14 protein-coding genes are annotated in these 19,810 nt (G+C 68.1%); 5 read left to right on the top strand and 9 right to left on the bottom strand.

Annotated features, from left to right (window positions below):
• Nucleotides 1-98 precede the first annotated feature (98 nt).
• The 8 genes from OG524_RS23950 to OG524_RS23915 form a co-directional block, all read right to left on the bottom strand.
• Nucleotides 99-1,733 (bottom strand): ABC transporter substrate-binding protein, encoded by a 1,635-nt coding sequence (locus tag OG524_RS23950; RefSeq protein WP_405388804.1) that lies wholly within the window; start codon nucleotides 1,731-1,733, stop codon nucleotides 99-101.
• A 159-nt stretch (nucleotides 1,734-1,892) separates the two neighbouring features.
• Entirely contained in the window at nucleotides 1,893-3,035 is a 1,143-nt protein-coding gene (locus tag OG524_RS23945) for an ABC transporter ATP-binding protein (protein WP_405388805.1), read from the bottom strand.
• Nucleotides 3,028-4,086: an ABC transporter ATP-binding protein gene (locus OG524_RS23940; protein ID WP_405388806.1), complete on the bottom strand. Its 1,059-nt coding sequence runs from the start codon at nucleotides 4,084-4,086 to the stop codon at nucleotides 3,028-3,030. The genes OG524_RS23945 and OG524_RS23940 overlap by 8 nt, the downstream gene beginning before the upstream one ends.
• A gap of 11 nt (nucleotides 4,087-4,097) precedes the next feature.
• Nucleotides 4,098-5,045: an ABC transporter permease gene (locus tag OG524_RS23935; RefSeq protein ID WP_405388807.1), complete on the bottom strand. Its 948-nt coding sequence runs from the start codon at nucleotides 5,043-5,045 to the stop codon at nucleotides 4,098-4,100.
• Entirely contained in the window at nucleotides 5,038-5,967 is a 930-nt protein-coding gene (locus tag OG524_RS23930) for an ABC transporter permease (RefSeq protein WP_405388808.1), read from the bottom strand. The genes OG524_RS23935 and OG524_RS23930 overlap by 8 nt, the downstream gene beginning before the upstream one ends.
• 120 nt (nucleotides 5,968-6,087) lie before the next feature.
• On the bottom strand, nucleotides 6,088-7,716 hold the full coding sequence (locus OG524_RS23925) for an ABC transporter substrate-binding protein (protein WP_405388809.1): 1,629 nt from the start codon (nucleotides 7,714-7,716) through the stop codon (nucleotides 6,088-6,090).
• 443 nt (nucleotides 7,717-8,159) lie between these two features.
• Nucleotides 8,160-10,034, bottom strand: coding sequence for a translational GTPase TypA (gene typA / locus OG524_RS23920; RefSeq protein WP_405388810.1), 1,875 nt, complete (start codon nucleotides 10,032-10,034; stop codon nucleotides 8,160-8,162).
• A 335-nt stretch (nucleotides 10,035-10,369) separates the two neighbouring features.
• The gene (locus OG524_RS23915; RefSeq protein ID WP_405388811.1) at nucleotides 10,370-12,706 is read right to left on the bottom strand and encodes an ABC transporter family substrate-binding protein; all 2,337 of its coding nucleotides are present in this window, start codon (nucleotides 12,704-12,706) and stop codon (nucleotides 10,370-10,372) included.
• Between the two features lie 321 nt (nucleotides 12,707-13,027).
• On the opposite strand from OG524_RS23915, the gene OG524_RS23910 reads away from it, so the two are divergent.
• Complete coding sequence (locus tag OG524_RS23910) at nucleotides 13,028-14,083, top strand: LacI family DNA-binding transcriptional regulator (protein ID WP_405388812.1); 1,056 nt, start codon at nucleotides 13,028-13,030, stop codon at nucleotides 14,081-14,083.
• 18 nt (nucleotides 14,084-14,101) lie between these two features.
• On the opposite strand, the gene OG524_RS23905 is transcribed toward OG524_RS23910, so the two are convergent.
• Nucleotides 14,102-15,082, bottom strand: a complete 981-nt coding sequence (locus OG524_RS23905) for an acetylxylan esterase (RefSeq protein WP_405388813.1) — start codon at nucleotides 15,080-15,082, stop codon at nucleotides 14,102-14,104.
• A gap of 232 nt (nucleotides 15,083-15,314) precedes the next feature.
• Between OG524_RS23905 and OG524_RS23900 the strand changes: the two genes are divergently transcribed.
• The 4 genes from OG524_RS23900 to OG524_RS23885 all read left to right on the top strand — a co-directional run bounded on the left by OG524_RS23900 (nucleotide 15,315) and on the right by OG524_RS23885 (nucleotide 19,712).
• A complete protein-coding gene (locus OG524_RS23900) occupies nucleotides 15,315-16,559 on the top strand; it encodes a sugar ABC transporter substrate-binding protein (RefSeq protein WP_405388814.1) in 1,245 nt (414 codons plus the stop codon).
• A gap of 5 nt (nucleotides 16,560-16,564) precedes the next feature.
• Nucleotides 16,565-17,551, top strand: coding sequence for a carbohydrate ABC transporter permease (locus OG524_RS23895; protein WP_405388815.1), 987 nt, complete (start codon nucleotides 16,565-16,567; stop codon nucleotides 17,549-17,551).
• Complete coding sequence (locus OG524_RS23890; protein ID WP_405388816.1) at nucleotides 17,548-18,423, top strand: carbohydrate ABC transporter permease; 876 nt, start codon at nucleotides 17,548-17,550, stop codon at nucleotides 18,421-18,423. The genes OG524_RS23895 and OG524_RS23890 overlap by 4 nt, the downstream gene beginning before the upstream one ends.
• Before the next feature lie 86 nt (nucleotides 18,424-18,509).
• The gene (locus OG524_RS23885; protein WP_405811656.1) at nucleotides 18,510-19,712 is read left to right on the top strand and encodes a glycoside hydrolase family 1 protein; all 1,203 of its coding nucleotides are present in this window, start codon (nucleotides 18,510-18,512) and stop codon (nucleotides 19,710-19,712) included.
• Nucleotides 19,713-19,810: the final 98 nt, after the last annotated feature.

The following is a 19,810-nucleotide window of genomic DNA, read 5'->3' as shown; positions in this document are numbered from 1 at the left end:
GGTCGGGGCGAACGGGCGAACGGCGTGGGTCCCCTCCGGGACCGGAAAGCCGGGTGGCCGGTGCGGGTACGCCGCACCGGCCACCCGGCCTCAGCGGGTCACTTGACCTTGATCTGGTCGTACACCGGGACGCTGAAGACGTTCAGCGCGACGTTCTCGACGCGGTCCGAGTAACCGGCGCTTCCGTTCTGGTACCAGAGAGGGATGACGGGCATCTGGTCGGCGAGGACCTTCTCCGCGTCCTGGAAGGTGCTGACGGCGGTGGCCTTGTCGGTCTCGGCGTTGGCCTTGTTGACCAGGTCGTCGAACTCCTCGTTGCTCCACTTCCCGTCGTTGGACGAGGCGTTGGTGTAGTACAGCGGCTGGAGGAAGTTCTGGATCAGCGGGTAGTCCATCTGCCAGCCCGCACGCCAGGCGCCGGTCAGCTTCTGGGTGGAGACCTGGTTGCGGAAGTCGGCGAAGGTGCCGACCGGGCTACCGACGCAGGCCTTGTTGTCGCCCATGACGCTGTTGATGCTGTTGCAGACGGCGTCGACCCACTCCTTGTGGGAGCCGGTGTCCGCGTTGTACGAGATCTTGAGCTGACCGCCGGGGATGCCGCCGCCCTCGTCGATCAGCTTCTTGGCCTGCGCCTTGTCGTACTCGCACGGGGAGCCGCAGAGGCCCTCCTTGAAGCCGCCCTCCGCGCCGAGGACCGGGGAGGTCCAGTCGGAGGCGGGCGTGCGGGTCTTCTGGAAGATCTGGTCGGTGATCTGCTCGCGGTTGATCGCCATCGACAGCCCCTGGCGGACCTTGACCGCGTCGGGGGTGTCCCACGCCTCCACGAAGAACGGGAAGGCGAGCGTCTGGATGATGCCGGCCGCGCTGTTGATGTACCGGTCGCCCAGGTCCCCCTCGACGTTCTTGAGCTGCGAGGCGGGCACGTCGTCCACCAGGTCGAGGTTGCCGGCCGTCAGGTCGGTGTAGGCGGTGTTGTTGTCGGTGTAGACCTTGAGGTCGATGCCGCCGTTCTGTGCCTTGTCCGTGCCGGGGTAGTCGTCCCACCTGCGCAGGTTCATCGAGGAGCCCTTGGCGTACTCGTCGATGGTGTACGGACCGTTGCCGACCGGCTTGGACAGCCAGGCGTCGTGGTCCGAGTAGAAGGTCTCGGGAAGCGGCACGAAGGCCGCGTAGCCGAGGGTGTCGGGCCAGAGCGAGAACTTCTGCGACAGCTTGACCGTGAAGGTCGTGTCGTCGACCACCTTCAGGCCGGAGAGCGTGTCCGCAGTGGCCTTGCCCGACTCGGGGTGGGCCTTGTCGTAGCCGTCGATGTAGGTGAAGAAGTACGCGTTCTTCTGGTTGTTCTTCAGCGCGGCGCCGTAGTTCCAGGCGTCCACGAACGACTTCGCGGTGACCTTCTCGCCGTTGCTGAAGGTCCAGTTGTCCTTGATGGTGATCGTGAAGTTCTGCGAGTCCTCGGACTCGATCTTCTCGGCGATCTCGTTCTTCGCCTCACCGGTCTTCGGGTCGTAGCGAACGAGCCCGCGGAAGACCATGTCCAGAACCTTGCCGCCCTGCACCTCATTGGTGTTCGCGGGCTCCAGCGGGTTCTGCGGGTCGCCCCAGGAGGAGCTCACGATCCCGTCGGCGCCACCGCCGCTGTCACCGCCGTCGTCCCCGCCGCCGCAGGCCGTCGCCGTCAGAGCGACGGCCACGGCGCATGCGGCCCACCTGGCCTGTGTGGCTCCGCGCATGGAGTGCCTCCTAGGGTTCTTGAGTAGCTCAATGCCTCATATCACCCCATATGACACTTCGTCGCATGTTCATGTCCGCCGTCCGGGGCCGCCGGAACGCACAAGGACGCCCGGCCCCTCGATCGGGGGCCGGGCGTCCTTGCCGGGCGGTGTGACGGGCTAGGCCGCGTGCACGACGTCCTTCTCCTCGGCGAAGTGGCAAGCCGACTCGTGCGCGGCCGGCGTGTCCGAGGCCTTGAAGCGCTCGGGGATCGCCAGCAGCGGCACCTCGGTGGCGCACTTGTCCTGGGCCTTCCAGCACCGCGTACGGAAGCGGCAGCCGGACGGCGGGTTGGCCGGCGACGGTACGTCACCGGAGAGGATGATCCGCTCGCGTCCGTTACGGGCGTCCGGGTCCGGGACGGGGACCGCCGACAGCAGCGCCTGGGTGTAGGGGTGCGTCGGGTGGTCGTAGATCTGCGTGTCCGTACCGATCTCGGCCATCTTGCCGAGGTACATGACGCCGACCCGGTCGGAGATGTGCCGGACGATCGACAGGTCGTGCGCGATGAAGAGGTAGGAGAGGTTGAACTCGTCCTGGAGCTTCTCCATCAGGTTGATGACCTGTGCCTGCACCGACACGTCGAGCGCGGAGACCGGCTCGTCGCAGATGATGATCTCCGGGTTGAGCGCGAGGCCGCGGGCGATGCCGATGCGCTGGCGCTGGCCGCCGGAGAACTGGTGCGGATACCGGTTGATGTACTCCGGGTTCAGGCCCACGACGTCCAGGAGGTCCTGGACCTTGCGGCGCCGCTCGCCCTTCGGGGCCACCTCGGGGTGGATCTCGAAGGTCTCCCCGATGATGTCGCCGACCGTCATGCGCGGGTTCAGCGAGGTGTACGGGTCCTGGAACACCATCTGGATGTTGCGGCGCACGGCCTTCAGCGCACGGCCGGACAGCTTGGTGATGTCCTGGCCCTTGTAGAAGACCTCGCCGGCGGTGGCCCGCTCGAGCGTCATCAGGAGCTTGGCGACCGTGGACTTGCCACAGCCGGACTCGCCCACGATGCCGAGCGTCTCGCCCTGGTAGAGATCGAACGAGATCCCGTCCACGGCCTTGACCGCGCCGACCTGCTTCTTGAACAGGATGCCCTGGGTCAGCGGGAAGTGCTTGACCAGGTTGCGTACCTGGAGGATCGGCTCGCCCTGCGAGACCGGCGCCTCGATGGCCGCGACGGCCTCGGTCTCGGTGCTCGCGTTGACCGTCGCCACTTCGGTGACGTTCGGGGTGGCGTCCACGGACTCCTTCTTGATGTCAGCCATGGATCGTCTCCTTCCAGAAGTGGCAGGCGCTGCCGCGGCCGACCAGCTCGGTACCGTCCTGCTCGGTGACCGGGCGAAGTGCCGGGATCTCCGTACGGCAGATGTCCTGCGCCATCGCGCAGCGCGGGTTGAAGGCGCAGCCGGACGGCACGTGCAGCAGGTTGGGCGGCAGGCCCTTGATCGCGTAGAGCTCCTGGCCCTTCTGGTCCAGGCGCGGGATCGACTCCAGCAGGCCCTTGGTGTACGGGTGCGCGGGGCGCTTGTAGATCTCGTGGACCGGGGCGGTCTCGACGATCCGGCCCGCGTACATCACGGCGATCTTGTCCGCGACGTCGGCCACCACGCCGAGGTCGTGCGTGATCAGGATCAGGCCCATGTTGAAGTCGCGCTGGAGCTCCGCGAGCAGGTCCATGACCTGCGCCTGGACCGTCACGTCGAGCGCCGTGGTGGGCTCGTCCGCGATGATCAGGTCGGGCTCCAGGGCCAGCGCCATCGCGATCATGATGCGCTGGCGCATACCGCCGGAGAACTGGTGCGGATAGTCGTTGATCCGCTCCTTCGCCGCCGGGATGCGCACGCGGTCCATCAGCGCGATGGACTTGGCCTTGGCGTCCTTCTTGGAGAGTCCCTGGTGCACGCGGAACATCTCGCCGAGCTGGTAGCCCACGGAGAGCACCGGGTTGAGCGAGGAGAGCGCGTCCTGGAAGATCATGGCGATTTTCTGGCCGCGGATCTGCCGGCGCTCCTCGTTGCCCATCTTGAGCATGTCCTGGCCGCGGAAGAGGATCTCGCCCTTCGGGATGCGGCCCGGGGGCATGTCCAGGATGCCCATGATCGCCTGCGCGGTCACGGACTTGCCGGAACCGGACTCGCCGAGCACGGCGAGGGTCTCGCCCGCGCTGACGCTGTAGTTGACCCCGTTGACGGCCTTGGCGACACCGTCCCGGGTGTGGAACTCCACGTGCAGGTCACGGACTTCGAGCAGCGGACCGCTCGAGTCGTTCGAACCACGCGGAGCAGGAACATCCGCCGTCTTGTCGATGATGGTCATGTACGCCTCCCTCAGCGCAGCTTGGGATCGAGGGCGTTGCGTACCGCATCGCCGAGCATGATGAACGCCAGAACGGTGATCGACACCATGACCGACGGGATGATCAGCACGAACGCGGCGTTACGCAGCTGCTCCTGGCCGGAGGAGATGTCGACACCCCACGACACGGTCGGCTCGGCGAGACCGATGCCCAGGAAGGACAGCGTGGCCTCGGCCGAGATGTAGCCGCCGAGCGCGATGGTCGCGACGACGATCACCGGGGCGATCGCGTTGGGCAGGATGTGACGGAGCAGGATGCGGCTGGTCGAGGCGCCGAGTGCCTTGGCCGCCATCACGTAGTCGGCCTGCTTGATCGTCAGCACGGAGCCGCGTGCGACACGGGCGATCGAGGTCCAGCCGAGGAAGGCCAGCGCCAGGATGACGACCCAGATGTGACGCTCCTCGAACGAGGTCAGGACGACCATCGCACCGAGGATGAAGGGGACGCCGAAGAAGATGTCGGTGACCCGGGAGAGCAGCGTGTCGATCCAGCCGCCGAAGTAGCCGGCGAGCATGCCGACCACGGTGCCCAGGATGGTGACCAGGGCGGTGACCACGACGGCGACGGTGATCGAGGCGCGGGCGCCGTAGACGACACGCGCGTAGATCGAACGGCCCTGGATGTCGTACCCGAACCAGTCCTCCTGGAAGAAGTTCCCCCACTTGGGCTTCTGCAGGTAGTGGTGGGCCAGGTCCGCGTAGCGCGGGTCGGCACCGGTGAACAGGCCGGGGAATATCGCCATCACGAGCAGGAAGAGGATCAGGACCCCGGAGACGACGAACAGCGGGCTGCGCCGCAGGTCGTGCCAGGCGTCCGACCACAGGCTGCGCGGCTTGCCCACGGACGCGGGCGCGGCTGCCGGTGCCGCCGTCACCTCGGCGGGCTGGTCCGCGGCGGTTTTCTTGAGCGTCTCAGGCATAACGGATCCTCGGGTCCAGGACCGCGTAGAGCAGGTCGACGATCAGGCTGGCTGCGAGATACACGATGACGATCAGCGTCACGATGCCGACGACGGTGGCGCCTTCACGGTGCCGGAGCGCGTCGAAGACCGCGGAGCCGACACCCTTGACGTTGAAGATGCCCTCGGTCACGACGGCGCCGCCGAGCAGGGCGCCGAGGTCGGTGCCGAGGAAGGTGACCACGGGGATCATCGAGTTGCGCATCAGGTGGACACCGATGATGCGGCGTCGGGGAAGCCCCTTGGCCACGGCGGTGCGCATGTAGTCGGAGCGCAGGTTCTCGGCGACCGAGGTGCGGGTCAGTCGTGCGACGTACGCCAGGGAGAGCGACCCGAGGACGACCGCGGGCAGGAACAGTTCGCCCCAGTTCGCCTCGGCGCTCACGTTGGGATCGACCCAGCCGAGCTGGAAGGCGAAGAAGTACTGGCCGAGGAAGCCGAGCACGAACGACGGGACGGAGATGAGCAGGAGCGTCAGGACGAGCAGTCCGCGGTCGCGGAACGTGTCCGCCTTCAGACCGGCGAAGATGCCCATGGAGATACCGACGACGACCGTGAAGATGAAGGCAAACAGGGCCAGCCGGACCGTGATCGGGAACGACTCCGTGATGATGTCGGCCACCGGTCGCCCACTGGCGATCTGCGTTCCGAAATCGCCCTGGAACAGATTCACGAGGTAGTTCCAGTACTGGTGCCAGAACGGCAGGTCCAGACCGAGTTCCTTCTTCATCGCCGCGATCTGCGCGGGGTCGACCGACTGCTCGCCTGCAAGTGCGCGCACGGGATCGCCGGGCAGCAGATACATCATGGCGAAGACCAGCGCGGTCGACCCGAGGAAGACCGGGATCATCTGGAGCAGTCGCCGCGCGACATAACGCCCCATGTTTGCCTCCGAAAGGGATAAAGCAGCCCGAAGGGCCGCTCTCCGGGTACGGAGAGCGGCCCCCCGGGACCTACTGCCTGTGTGGGCGGCTGATGGCCGAATGGGGGCCCTCAGGCGTTACTACTTGGCGACGGTGACTTCGGTGATGTTGTAGTCACCGTGGAAGTCGATCGTCACGTTCTCGACAGACTTCGAGTAGCCACCGTTGGTCTTGTACTCCCAGAGCGGGATCGCCGGCATCTTCGTGAGGACGAGCTTCTCGGCCTCCTGGTAAGCCTTGATCGACTCGTCCAGGGTCTTGGCGTTGTCGCCCTTCTTGAAGGCCGCGTCGACCTCCTTGTCGGAGAACCGGCCGTTGTTCGCCTCGGCGGTGGTGCCGTACAGCTCCCGCATGAAGTTGACGTTCAGCGGGTAGTCGGCGACCCAGCCACCACGGTACATAGCCTTGACCTGGTCGTTGTCACGCGCTTCCAGGTCGGTCTGGAAGTCCGGCTTGGCGTCCGGGATGCACTCCACGCCGGTCGAGTTGCGGATGGACTCGCAGACCGCGGTCACCCACTCCTTGTGGCCACCGTCGGCGTTGTACTGGATCCAGATCTTGTTGTCCGGAACGCCGCCGCCCTCGGTGACGAGCGCCTTCGCCTTGGCCGCGTCGAACTTGAACACGTCGGTGCCCAGGTCCTGGTTACCGGCGACGCCCGGAGGCGTGAAGCTGGTGGCGGGCTTGCGGGTGCCGTTGAGCACGGTCTTGGTGATCGTGTCACGGTCGATCGCCATCGACAGGCCCTGGAGGACCTTCGGGTCGATGTCCTTGAAGGTCTTCGAGTAGAAGGTGGGGACGAGCGACTGGATGGCCGCGTACGGCTCGTCGATCGCGCGGTCACCGAGGTCCTGCTTGTACTTCGGCAGGTCCTTCGGGCCGACCTGGCGGATCATGTCCAGGTTGCCGGACAGGAGGTCCTGGTACGCGGCCTCGACGGTCGCGTAGTTCTTGAAGAGGACACCCGCGTTCTTGGCCTTGTTCGGACCCTGGTAGTCAGGGTTGGCCTTGACCTGGATGAGCTTCTTGTGGTCCCACTTCTCGAAGACGTAGGGACCGTTGCCGACCGGCGCCTGACCGAAGGCCTTGGTGTCCTTGTAGAACACCTCCGGCAGCGGGGCGAAGGTGGTGTAGCCGAGCTTGTACTCGAAGTACGGGACGGCGCTGTTGAGCTCGATCGTGAAGGTGGTGTCGTCCACCATCTTCAGACCGGACATCTCCGTGGCCTTGGGGTCACCCTTCTCGGGGTGGACGTCCGCGTAGCCCTTGATGTCCTCGAACCAGAACGCGTTCTGCTGGGCGTTCTTGACGTTCGCGTACCAGTTCCACGCCTTGATGTACGACTCGGCGGTGACGGGGGTGCCGTCGTGGAACTTCCAGCCGGACTTGAGCTTGACCGTCCACGTCTTGGAGTCGGTGGTCTTCACCGACTCGGCGTTCGTGTAGACGATGTTGCCATCCGCGTCGAAGTCCAGCAGCTGGGTGAACAGCGACTGGATGACGTAACTGCCGAGCGACTCGTTGGTGTCGGCCGGGATCAGCGGCTTCTGCGGCTCACCGACGTCGATGGACACATAGCCCGCAGGCTTGCCCTTCTCCTTCGAGGCCGAGTCGCTGCCGTTGTCACTGTCGCCGCCGCCACAGGCAGTCGCGGCCAGGGCGATGATTGCCGCTCCCGCGACCCACTTGGCGCTCTTGGCACCGCGCATGGGTTTCCTCCTCATGAGTCCACTTTTGACTACAAGAGGGGCACTGTAGAGATCCACCGACACCCCTGACGGCGATCGTTTGCAGTGCCCCGAGTGTGCTCGTGAGTCGGCACTCCCCACAGTGCGCTGACCCATTGACCCGAGCTCAATGGAGCCAACTATTAAGGAACACCGGGCTGTAAACCACACTTAAAGGGTCTCGGTTTGACAACATCAGGAACCCATGGTTGCCCGAAATCCGGACAAAGTGATCCCAGACAGACACGCCCGAAACGGACCGTTAACACATGTTCCGGAGGGCGACCCCCGATATCCGGACAGCCCGGTCAGAGAAATCGGTTGACGAAAGGCCCGGACCCCCACAGTGTCTGCGGGGGTCCGGGCCTCATGTCAACGCCTCGTGCTGACGGTTCGTCGGACGGCGCCGGCGGACCTCGGCCTGGTCAGGCGTTCTTCGCGCGCGACGCCGTACGGCCACGCTGCTTGGCGTCCAGGACGGTCTTGCGGATGCGGACCGTCTCCGGGGTCACCTCGATGCACTCGTCGTCGCGGCAGAACTCCAGGGACTGCTCCAGCGAGAGCTTGCGCGCCGGCACCACGTTCTCCGTGGTGTCGGCGGAAGCCGCACGCATGTTGGTGAGCTTCTTCTCCTTGGTGATGTTCACGTCCATGTCGTCGGCGCGGGAGTTCTCGCCGATGATCATGCCCTCGTAGACCTCGGTGCCGGCCTCCGTGAAGATGACACCGCGCTCCTGGAGGTTGACCATCGCGAACGGCGTGACCGTTCCCGACCGGTCGGCGACCAGCGAGCCGTTGTGGCGGGTGCGCAGGTCACCGAACCACGGCTCGTGACCCTCGAAGATGGAGTGCGCGATGCCCGTACCACGGGTCTGGGTCAGGAACTCCGTACGGAAGCCGATGAGGCCGCGGGACGGCACGATCCACTCCATGCGGACCCAGCCCGAACCGTGGTTCGTCATGGTCTCCATGCGGCCCTTACGGGTCGCCATCAGCTGCGTGATGGCACCGAGGTGCTCCTCGGGCGAGTCGATCGTCATGCGCTCGATCGGCTCGTGGGTCTTGCCGTCGATCTGCTTGGTGACGACCTCGGGCTTGCCGACCGTCAGCTCGAAGCCCTCACGGCGCATCTGCTCGACGAGGATGGCCAGCGCGAGCTCACCGCGGCCCTGGACCTCCCAGGCGTCGGGACGCTCGGTGTCCAGGACGCGGAGCGAGACGTTACCGATCAGCTCGCGGTCGAGGCGGTCCTTGATCTGGCGGGCGGTGACCTTGTGGCCCTTGCCGCCCTTGCCGACGAGCGGCGAGGTGTTCGCGCCGATGGTCATCGAGATGGCCGGCTCGTCGACCGTGATCAGCGGGAGCGCGATCGGGTTCTCGAGGTCGGCCAGGGTCTCGCCGATCATGATGTCCGGGATACCGGCGATGGCGCAGATGTCGCCCGGGCCGGCCTTCTCGGCCGGCTGGCGGGTGAGCGCCTCGGTCATCAGCAGCTCGGTGATGCGCACGTTGGACATCGTGCCGTCGCGCTTGATCCACGTGACGGTCTGGCCCTTGCGCAGCTCGCCCTGCTCGACGCGGCACAGCGCGATACGGCCGAGGAAGTTGTCGGCGTCCAGGTTGGTGACGTGAGCCTGCAGCGGGGCGGACTCGTCGTACTCCGGGGCCGGGACCGTGGACAGGATGGTCGTGAAGAACGGCTCCAGGTTGTCGCTGTCCGGCGGGACGGTGCCGTCCTCCGGCTTGGTCAGCGAGGCGACGCCGTCACGGGCGCAGGCGTAGACGATCGGGAACTCGATCTGGTCCTCGTCGGCGTCGAGGTCCAGGAAGAGGTCGTAGGTCTCGTCGATGACCTCGGCGATACGGGAGTCCGGACGGTCCGTCTTGTTGATGCAGAGGATGACCGGCAGCTTGGCGTCGAGCGCCTTGCGCAGCACGAACCGGGTCTGCGGGAGCGGGCCCTCGGAGGCGTCGACGAGGAGCACGACCGCGTCCACCATCGACAGACCGCGCTCGACCTCGCCACCGAAGTCGGCGTGGCCGGGGGTGTCGATGATGTTGATCGTGATCGGGTCCCCGCCGTCCTTGGGGTGATACTTCACCGCCGTGTTCTTGGCGAGGATCGTGATGCCCTTCTCACGCTCCAGGTCGTTCGAGTCCATCATGCGTTCGTCGAGGTGCTCGGCGGCGTGCGCGGCGAAGGCGCCCGCCTGCTTGAGCATGGCGTCGACCAGCGTGGTCTTGCCGTGGTCGACGTGGGCGACGATGGCGACGTTACGGATGTCGTGGCGCGTGGGCATGGGTGGCTTGCGCTTCTCTCGGGTCGGGGATCAGGCGTCTCAGTCGGTCTCATGTCCTCGTACGCCCCGCCGGGCGGACACGCCACGGCTAGTCCAATGGTACGGGCCCGACGCGCCCGGGGCTTCCCGGCCCGATCCGCGAGACCGGTCTCCAGCCACTGTTCAGCCGATATTCAGCAGGTATTGCGCCATCGTCCGGCGTCCGGCCGGACGGGCACGGGGGGTGCGGGGTGGGGGTGCGACCCGGATCCGGGCAGACACGACCTTGCCCGCCGGGGGCGCCTGCGGGCAAGGGAACTGACCTGGTTCCGAGCTTGGTGTACGCGCTTGACCTGCTACTTCTTGCGATTCGCGGGGGAACCTGCCGCTTGTCGCCCGGTGAATCCGATGTCCTCGTAGCGGGGTGCGGCGAAGCCGAAGGCACCGATGTTGGCGAGCTTCTTGTCGACGGCGACCAACTGTGGCCTCTGATACAGCGGAATCGATCCGGCAGCGGCCCAGATCCGGGCATCGGCCTGCTTCAGCAGATCCCTGGAGGTGTTCGCGTCGAGCTCGGAGACCGCGCGGTCGAAGAGCTGGTCGATGTGGTCCGAACCGACCCGGGTGTAGTTCTGCTCGACGAGCAGCGACCCGTCGGTGGCGGGTTCCGGCTTGGCGAAGATCGGGCGGCCGTCGGTCGCCGGGTAGGCGGTGGCGGGCCAGGAGTACAGCGCGAGGTCGTAGTCGCCGGAGGCGACGTGGTCCTTGAAGTAGCTGTCGTCGGCGACCTTGGTGATCACCGTGCCGACGCCGATCGAGTCGAGCATCTCGACGATCATGTCCCCGACGCTGCGCAGCGACTGCGAGCCGGGCCCCGACGGGAGGACGAAGCGCAGGGTGAGCGGCTTGCCGTCCTTGCCGAGGCGGCCCTTGAGGGAGGCGGGTGCGGGGGCCGCGGTGCCCGCGGGGGCGTAGGCGCCGGCGGCTCCGCCGGGCTGCTTGTCCTGGGCGGTGGCCTTGGGGGTGTCACCGGTGCGGGCGTCGGCGAGGCGGTCGCCCGGCTTCTCGTCGCCGACGGTGTACGTCCCCTCGTCGCGGGAGGCCTCGTCGTCCTTCTCCGCGTCCTTGTCGTCCTTCTTCGTGGCCTTGTCCTCCTTCTTCGTGGCCGTCTCCTCCTGCTTCTTCTCCCCGGTCTTCGTCCTCCCGGCGTCGGTCCTGTCCGCGTCGGCCTTCTTCTCGGCGTCGGTCCTGTCCGCGTCGGCCTTCTTCTCGGCGTCGGTCCTGTCGGCCTCGCTGCCCGCCTTGGTGTCCTTCGGCTTCTGGACGGCCCCGCCGAGCGTCCAGCCCGCGTCCGCCAGGAGTGCCTGCGCCTCCTTGGTGTCCTGCTCGCCCAGCGCACCGCTGCCGTCCTTGTACGCGGGCTGCCCGGCCAGGGCCAGGTGGCTGCCGGGCGGCTTCGCGGGCAGGCCCAGCGGCTTCAGCACGGTGTCGGCGAGCTCCTGGCGGTCCAGGGCGCGGGCGACCGCCCGGCGGACCCGGTCGTCGGAGAGGGGCCCGGACTCGCCGTTCAGCGCGAGCTGCGTGTAGGCGGGCTCCAGGGACTTGCGTACGGCGAAGCCGTCCAGCGACTTCTGCTCGGCCGCGTACGCCGCGACGGCTTCCCTGGTCTCGGCGCGGGCGGCCTGCGCCGTCTCGGCGGCCTCCTCGTCCGAACCATGGGCCAGCGCCCAGGAGCGCAGTGCGGCCGCGGGGGTGATGTCGGCCCCGGGGCCGTGGGCGGGCGGCTGCCCGTTGCCGCCCTGGTAGCGGGCGGCGCGGGCGACGCGGCCCGCCGTCGCCGGGTCGATGTCGGCGACGTCGACCGTGCCGCCGGTCAGCGCCTTCGCGCGGTCCTCGGGCTTCACGGCGCGGAACACGAGCGATTCGAGCTTGGCCTCGTCACCCCACCAGCGCGGGTTCCGGTCGAGCGTGACCGTTCCCCTGCCCTTGCTCACCTCGCGCAGCCGGAACGGTCCTGCGGTGTTCTTGAGCGTGGTCCTCGCGCCGTCGTTGAAGGTGCCGGGCGTACCGGTGACCTCCTTCGGGTACAGCGGCGAGAAGAGGGCACGCCAGTCGGCGTACGGCTTGGAGAAGGTGACCCTGACCTGCAGGTCGTCCTTCCCGCGTTCGATCTTCTCGATCCGTTCGTAGCCCGCGTTGCGGGCGGTCCAGAACGCCGAGTCCTTGCCGCTGAGCGCGCGCCACTGGGCGACGAAGTCGGGGGCACCGATCTCCCGGCCGTCGCTCCACACGGCCTGCTGGTTGAGCTTGTAGAGGACGATCTGCTTCGGCTCCCGCTCGATGACCTTCGCCGACTCCAGGTAGTCGGGGTTGAGCTGCGGCTCGCCCCGCGCGTCCATCGGGAACAGGGAGGGCAGCAGGGCGCCGGTGATCCGGGTGGTGGCGCTGTCGGCGTCCGCCTGGAAGGCGTTGAGGGTGGCGGGCACCGCGTCGATCGCCCAGGTGAGCGTGGACCCCTCCTCCACCCGGTCCCGGGGGGCCGGGGCGATGTCCTGCGGGACGGCCACCGCGACCGGGCCCCCGTCGCCCGAACTGCACCCGGCCAGTACCGGGATCGTGAGCACTCCCGTCGCCAGGAGCGCGACCGAGCGGCGCTTCCGGGCTGTCCCGCGCGGGACGCCGACGTGGGCCATGGCTGATACCTCCGGGGCCGGCCCGGACCACCCCGTACCGGAATGGACCGGAATATGCGTATTGGTGGCATTTGCAGTTGATCACACTGGTTCGCTGATCCACTGAACTCACCTCCACGCGCGAGGGCCCGCAGACACGGCCGTCGGAGCCGCCGATGTCACCCGTGCGGCCCCGCCGCAGCGCCCCCTCGGCGCGCGGCGAACCGGCCGGTCTTGCTCCTCCGCAGGCCAGCGATCTAGGGTGAATGCGCTTTCAGAAGAGGGTCGGTACATGCAACAGCACGTGCTTCGGTACGGAAGAAGAAGCGGACGGTCGGTCGAGTGAGCGCCCCCACGGTGTACGACGTCGCCGAGCGGTCGGGCGTCTCCATTGCCACGGTCTCCCGGGTGTACCGCAACCCCGATTCGGTACGCGCCCAGACGCGCGAGCGGGTCCTGGAGGCGGCCCGGGAGCTCGGCTACGTACCGAGCGGGAACGCCCGGGGGCTGGCCAGTCGCACGACGGGCGTGCTGGGGCTCTGCTTCCCCGACTACGCGGACCCGGACGCCGAGGCCGACGCGGAGGCCGACAGCGACGCCGACGACGCGGTGATGCTCTACTCCGACCAGATCATCCGCGGCATGGAACGGGCGGCGCGCCGCCACGGCTACGCACTGCTGATCGCCGCCTCGCTGGAGGGCGGGCCGGAGAGCCTGGTGGCGAAGGTGGCGGGGCGGGTGGACGGCTTCGCCGTCCTGGCGCAGACCGTGCCGACCGAGGACCTGGAGGTGATATCGCGCCGGCTGCCGGTGGTGATGCTCGCCGGTCCCCGCGAGATCGACCACCTGGACCACCTCGTCGTGGCGAACGCCGACGGCGAGCGCGGGCTGGCCCGCCATCTGATCGACGACCACGGGCTGCGCAGGCTCGCCTTCGTCGGGGGCGACCCGGACTCCCCGGACGCCGAGGCGCGGTTCCGCGGTTTCCGGGAGGCGTGCCGTGAGGCCGGACTCCCGGTCCCGGACGCCCCCGATCTGCGGACGGCGATGATGACGCAGGCGGAGGGCGCACGGGCGGCCGAGACACTGCTGGACCGGGGTGCCGAGCGGCCCGAGGCCATGCTCTTCGCCAACGACCAGATGGCGGTGGGCGCGCTGCGCGCGCTGGAGCGGCGCGGGGTCCGGGTGCCCGACGACATGGCCGTGACCGGCTTCGACGGGATTCCGCTCAGCCGGATCGTGCGCCCGTCGCTGACGACCGTACGGCAGCCGATCCGCCAACTGGGCGAGCAGGCCGTGGAATTGCTGGTGCAACGCCTGGCCGACCGGACCCGCGACCCCGTGTCGCTGGAGCTGCCCGTCTCGCTGGCCCGCCGGGCGAGCTGCGGCTGCGGCTGACCCGCCTCCGTCACGGGGTCACCGCCCGAGCCACATCCCGAAGAAGCGGGTGCGCCGCGCGTCCAGCTCCGCCAGCTCCCGGTCGCGTCCGCCGTAGGCGAAGTGCCCCGCGCTCAGCACCTGGAGTTCGCGGGGGCCGGGCAGCGCGTTGTGTACGGCGAACTGCCCCGGCGGCGGCACCGCGGGGTCGAACAGCGCCGCGGCGACGAGCGTCGGCAGCTCCAGCCGTGCCGCGGCCGTCGCGGCGTCGAAGTACCTCAGCACCTCGCTCACGCCGGGGTGCTCGCGGTGACGGACGCGCACCGGCTCCCCGCTGCCCGTGGAGGGCAGGGTGAGCCGCAGCGGGTGGTTGCCGAAGGTCGGGACCGTGAGCTGCGCCGCCCCGAACCGGTCGTCCCAGGGCAGCGCGAGTGCGCCGAGGCCGCCGCCGAAGCTCTCCCCGAGATAGCCGAGGCGCCGGGTGCCGGCGAGCCGGGGCAGCAGTTCCTGGAGCGCGGAGGCCGCGCACCACAGGTCGGCCACGCAGTCGCCGATGACGTAGGTGTCGCGTGACCCGATGCCGTGCAGGACGTGTGCGTCGGCCTCGCCGGGGATGTCCGGCCGCAGTCCGCGGCTGCCCATGCCGCGCACGCAGGGCAGGATCGCGGCGGACCCGGGCAGCGGCAGGGGGACCTCGGGGCCGGCCTCCCGCCGGCCGCCGTAGCCGTGGCCGATGACGAAGCCGTGCGCCGCGGGGCCGTCGACGGGCAGCGCCAGCCAGCCGCCGAGGCGTACGCCCCCCACGGAGGTGAAGGACACCCCGTGCAGCCGGACCCCGTCGCGTTCCTCCTCGGCGGGTCCGGCCTCCGGGGCGGTGTCGACGGCGCGGGCCGCCTCGTACCGCGCCCTCCAGAACGCCTCGAAGTCCGCGGGGGCGTCCGGCGCGGGTATGCGCAGCAGCTCGTCGAGCGTCCGTCCGTGGGCAGGGTCGAAGGGGAAGTCGTGCGCGAACGAGGCCATGAGCAGGACAGTAGCGGGCCCCGAAACCTGCCCAAGTAAGCGGAATCGGTCACATCTGCTTTTAATCCGCAAACAGCATGCTTACGGTTCGACCACCTGACACCCAAATGTCGAACACGTTGCACGAGTGTGACCCAACACCCTCTTGCGGATTCCGGAATGGCTGCCGCAGAGTTATGTATGCGCTTACAGACAGCGCATACATGTCGGATTGCTCAAGGAGGAGCCCTCCATGTCCCGCACCGCCAGAACCGTCTCCGCCGCGGTCGCCGTCGCGCTCGCCTTCGGCATCACCGCCTGCGGCAGCTCCGGCGGCGACGACGTCGCCGCGGACCAGAAGCAGACGCTCACCGTCTGGGCCATGGGTGCCGAGGGCGAGAAGCTCGCGGACGTGGCCGAGGTGTACGAGAAGGCCAATCCGAACATCACCGTCAAGGTGACCCCGGTCGGCTGGGACGTCGCCCACCAGAAGCTGGTGTCCGCCGCGGCGGCCGGCACGCTGCCGGACGTGGCGCAGATGGGCGGGAGCTACATGGGCGAGTTCGCCGAGCTCGGTGTTCTGGAGCCCGTCGACACCAAGGTCTTCGACGAGAAGGAGTTCTTCCCCGCCGGCTGGAACCAGGGCGAGGTGGACGGCACCGCGTACGGCGTGCCGTGGTACGTCGACACACGTGTCCTGTACTACCGCACCGACCTGGCGAAGAAGGCCGGTGTCGACAAGGCGCCGACCGACTGGCAGGAGATGCAGGACCTCGCCACCGCGTACCAGAAGAAGGCGGGCACCAAGTGGGGCCTGTCCATCCAGCCCAGCGGCCTGGACACGGTGCAGAACTTCTACTCGTTCCTCTACTCGGCCGGCGGCGAGATCGTCGACGACAAGGGCGAGGCGGTCATCGACAGCCCGGCGGCCGTGAAGGCGCTCAAGGAGTACGGCTCGTACTTCGAGAAGGGGCTGTCCAACAAGTCGGTCCAGCCCGGCTACGACGTCGTGAAGGACTTCGGCAACGGCCGGGTCCCCATGTTCTTCGGCGGCCCCTGGCACGTCACCCTGCTGAACGAGGGCCAGCCGCAGCTCAAGGGCAAGTGGGCGGTGGCCAATGTCCCCGCGGACGAGTCCTCGGTCTCCATGGCGGGCGGTTCCTCCCTGGTGATCTCCAAGGACAGTGAGCACAAGGCCGCCGCCACAAAGTTCATCACGTACCTGACGAACACCGAGGGCCAGGCCGACTGGTACGAGCGCACCAAGGACCTGCCCGCGAACACCGCGGCCTGGGATTCCGGGAAGCTCGCCGACGACGCGAACCTCCAGGTCTTCAAGAAGCAGATGGACACCGCCAAGTCCTCGCCGTCCACGGCCCGGTGGACGGAGATCACCGACAAGGTCGACCAGGCCATCGCCAAGGTGACGCAGGGCAAGGCGTCCGCCGAGGACGCGCTGAAGACCGCGCAGTCCGAGATCGAAGGCCTCGTGAAGTAGGAGCGATGAGCACCACGACCGGAAAGGCCGCACAGCCGGCCAAGGTGCAGGACCGCCCCGGGACTCCCCCGTCCCGGGGCGGCCGGGGAGAGACAGGACGCCGGAAGTCGTCGATGGGTGTGCAGAACGCCGCAGGCTGGCTGTTCTCCACCCCCTTCCTCGTCCTCTTCACCGTCTTCATGGCGTTCCCGATCCTCGCCACGCTGGTGATGAGCTTCACGGACTTCGGTCTGCGCAACGTCACCCGCCCGCTGGACGCGAATTTCATCGGCTTCGAGAACTACGTCGAGCTGTTCGGCGACGAGAAGTTCCTCAAGTCTCTGGGCAACACGGCGTACTTCGTCGTGGTGGGCGTCCCGCTGACCATCGCCCTCGGGCTGGTCGTCGCCGTACTGCTGAACAACGGCATCGACCGGGCGCGGACCTTCTTCCGCGTCGGGTTCTACGCCCCGGTGGTCACCACCATCGTGGCGGTCGCCGTGGTGTGGCGCTTCGTCCTGGACCCGAGCGACGGGCTCGTCGCGGGCCTGTTCTCCGAGGTGGGCCTCACCGCGCCGGACTTCCTCGGCTCGGAGGCGCTGGCCATGCCCTCGATGATCGCGATGGCGGTCTGGCGCAACGTCGGTACGGTCATGGTGCTCTTCATCGCCGGGCTGCAGGCCATTCCCACCGAGGTGCGGGAGGCCGCCCGGCTCGACGGCGCCGGTCTGTGGCAGGAGTTCCGGGGGATCACGGTCCCCCTGCTGCGGCCCACGGTGCTCTACGCCACGGTGATCACCACCATCGGCTACCTCAACGTGTTCGAGGAACCGTTCGTCATGACGCAGGGCGGGCCCTCCGACTCCACCCTCACCGTGTCGCTGAACATGTACCGCGAGGGCTTCAACTTCTTCCACATGGGCTATGCCAGCGCCATGGCGTATGTCCTCTTCGTAGTGATCATGGGCATCACGGTGCTGCAGCTCCGACTGCTGAAGGACAACACGAAATGACCGTCGGCCAAGCACCCGGTGCCGTGCGGACCGCGCCGGCGGGCAAGTCCCGCAACCTGAAGCGTCCGCTGGTCTACGTCCTGCTCTCGCTGGGCCTGCTGATCATGTCGGCGCCGTTCCTCTGGATGGCTCTCTCGTCCTTCAAGACGACGAGCGAGCTCTCGGCCAGTCCCCCGGTGTGGATTCCCACCGAGTGGACCCTGGACAACTTCCGGAACCTGCTCGACAAGCTGAACCTGCCGCTCTACTTCATGAACTCGGTGATCGTGGCGGCGCTGGTCACCGTCTCGAACCTGGTGTTCTGTTCGATGCTCGGGTACGCCCTGGCCAAGCTGAGGTTCGTCGGCCGCAACAAGATCTTCGGGATCGTCCTGGGCGCGCTCATGGTGCCCGGGAACCTGATGCTGCTGCCGCTGTTCGTGCTGATGAGCAAGCTCGGCCTGATCGACTCGTACGCGGGTCTGGTGCTGCCCTTCGCCGCCGGAGCGTTCGGCGTCTTCCTGATGCGGCAGTTCATGCAGTCGATCCCGGACGAGCTGCTGGAAGCGGCCCGGATGGACGGCGCGAGCGAGTGGTACATCTTCTGGCGCATCGTGATGCCGCTGGTGAAGCCGGCCCTCGCGACGCTCTCGATCTTCACGTTCCTCGGCTCCTGGAACAACTTCGTCTGGCCGCTGATCGCGACCAACGACCCGGACAAGTACACGCTTCCGGTCGCCCTGGCCACGTTCGTCACCGACCCCAACAAGGCGGGCGGCTCGAACGGCATGCTGATGGCCGGAGCCTTCCTGGTCGTGCTGCCGGTGCTGGTCCTCTTCATCGCCCTGCAGCGGCACTTCACCCAGGGCATCGCCACGGCGGGCATGAAGTAGCCCGCCCGGCCCGCCCACCGCACATCCACGGGGCCGCACCCGACCGCGCGGCCGCACCCCTCCACGTACAGGAAAGACATTCCGCGATGACGCACACCCCGGTCCCGTTCCCCGAAGGCTTCCTGTGGGGCGCCTCCACGGCCGCCCACCAGATCGAGGGCAACAACACCAACAGTGACTGGTGGGTCAAGGAGCACTCCACCGGTACGCACATCCAGGAGCCCAGCCTGGACGCCTGCGACAGCTACCACCGCTGGCGCGAGGACATGGACCTGCTGGCCGGGCTCGGCTTCACGGACTACCGGTTCTCCATCGAGTGGGCCCGCATCGAGCCGGCCGAGGGCAGCTTCTCCCAGGCCGAGCTCGCCCACTACCGGCGCATGGTCGAGGGGGCGATCGCCCGCGGCCTGCGCCCGATGGTCACCCTGCACCACTTCACCGTGCCGCAGTGGTTCGAGGCACGCGGCGGCTGGACGGCGGAGGGTGCCACGGAGCTCTTCGCGCGGTACGTCGCCGCCTGCGCACCCGTGATCTCCGAGGGCGTCAGCCACGTCTGCACGATCAACGAACCGAACATGATCGCCGTCATGGCCGGCCAGGCCAGGCGCGGTGACATCGGCTTCCCGCCCGCCGGTCTGCCCACCCCGGACGACGAGACCACCGTGGCCGTCATCGCCGCCCACCACGCGGCCGTGAGGGAGGTCCGGGCACTGGACGCCGGAATCCAGGTGGGCTGGACCATTGCCAACCAGGTCTACCAGGCCCGTCCGGGCGCCGAGGACGTCACCGCCGCCTACCGTCAGCCGCGCGAGGACGTCTTCATCGAGGCGGCCCGCGGCGACGACTGGATCGGCGTGCAGTCCTACACCCGCACGGAGATCGGTCCCGACGGTCCGATCCCCGCGTCCGGGGACGTCGAGCGGACGCTGACGCAGTGGGAGTACTACCCCGCCGCCGTCGGTCACGCCCTGCGCCACACCGCCGAGGTCATCGGGCGCGACATGCCGCTGATCGTCACGGAGAACGGCATCGCCACCTCCGACGACAGCCGCCGTGCGGACTACTACGCGGGCGCGCTGAACGAGGTGGCCACCGCGCTGCGGGACGGCCTCAACATCCAGGGCTACCTGGCCTGGAGCGCCCTGGACAACTACGAATGGGGCTCGTTCACACCGACGTTCGGCCTGATCGCCGTGAACTGGGAGACGTTCGAGCGGACCGCGCGGCCCTCGGCCGTCTGGCTCGGCTCGCTCGGCCGCTCCCGCGAGCTGCCCCTCTCCGCCGGCTGAGACCGGCCCTCAGGACAGGGAGCCACCTGACGGCTCCCTCCGGTACGGGTGCCGGCGTCACCTGACGGCCGCCGGCACCCGTACCGCACACCGCGGTT

It is taken from the genome of Streptomyces sp. NBC_01520 (assembly GCF_045040375.1).
Taxonomy (GTDB): Bacteria; Actinomycetota; Actinomycetes; order Streptomycetales; family Streptomycetaceae; genus Streptomyces.
This window is presented reverse-complemented; position numbering and strand designations above follow the sequence as displayed.

Excerpts from the sequence above, each read along its gene's own strand:
- OG524_RS23935 (WP_405388807.1), bottom strand. The coding sequence starts at position 5,045 with ATGCCTGAGACGCTCAAGAAAACCGCCGCGGACCAGCCCGCCGAGGTG.
- typA (WP_405388810.1), bottom strand. The coding sequence starts at position 10,034 with ATGCCCACGCGCCACGACATCCGTAACGTCGCCATCGTCGCCCACGTC.
- OG524_RS23890 (WP_405388816.1), top strand. The coding sequence starts at position 17,548 with ATGACCGTCGGCCAAGCACCCGGTGCCGTGCGGACCGCGCCGGCGGGC.
- OG524_RS23895 (WP_405388815.1), top strand. The coding sequence starts at position 16,565 with ATGAGCACCACGACCGGAAAGGCCGCACAGCCGGCCAAGGTGCAGGAC.
- OG524_RS23930 (WP_405388808.1), bottom strand. The coding sequence starts at position 5,967 with ATGGGGCGTTATGTCGCGCGGCGACTGCTCCAGATGATCCCGGTCTTC.
- OG524_RS23925 (WP_405388809.1), bottom strand. The coding sequence starts at position 7,716 with ATGCGCGGTGCCAAGAGCGCCAAGTGGGTCGCGGGAGCGGCAATCATC.
- OG524_RS23950 (WP_405388804.1), bottom strand. The coding sequence starts at position 1,733 with ATGCGCGGAGCCACACAGGCCAGGTGGGCCGCATGCGCCGTGGCCGTC.
- OG524_RS23945 (WP_405388805.1), bottom strand. The coding sequence starts at position 3,035 with ATGGCTGACATCAAGAAGGAGTCCGTGGACGCCACCCCGAACGTCACC.
- OG524_RS23905 (WP_405388813.1), bottom strand. The coding sequence starts at position 15,082 with ATGGCCTCGTTCGCGCACGACTTCCCCTTCGACCCTGCCCACGGACGG.
- OG524_RS23915 (WP_405388811.1), bottom strand. The coding sequence starts at position 12,706 with ATGGCCCACGTCGGCGTCCCGCGCGGGACAGCCCGGAAGCGCCGCTCG.
- OG524_RS23900 (WP_405388814.1), top strand. The coding sequence starts at position 15,315 with ATGTCCCGCACCGCCAGAACCGTCTCCGCCGCGGTCGCCGTCGCGCTC.
- OG524_RS23885 (WP_405811656.1), top strand. The coding sequence starts at position 18,510 with ATGACGCACACCCCGGTCCCGTTCCCCGAAGGCTTCCTGTGGGGCGCC.
- OG524_RS23940 (WP_405388806.1), bottom strand. The coding sequence starts at position 4,086 with ATGACCATCATCGACAAGACGGCGGATGTTCCTGCTCCGCGTGGTTCG.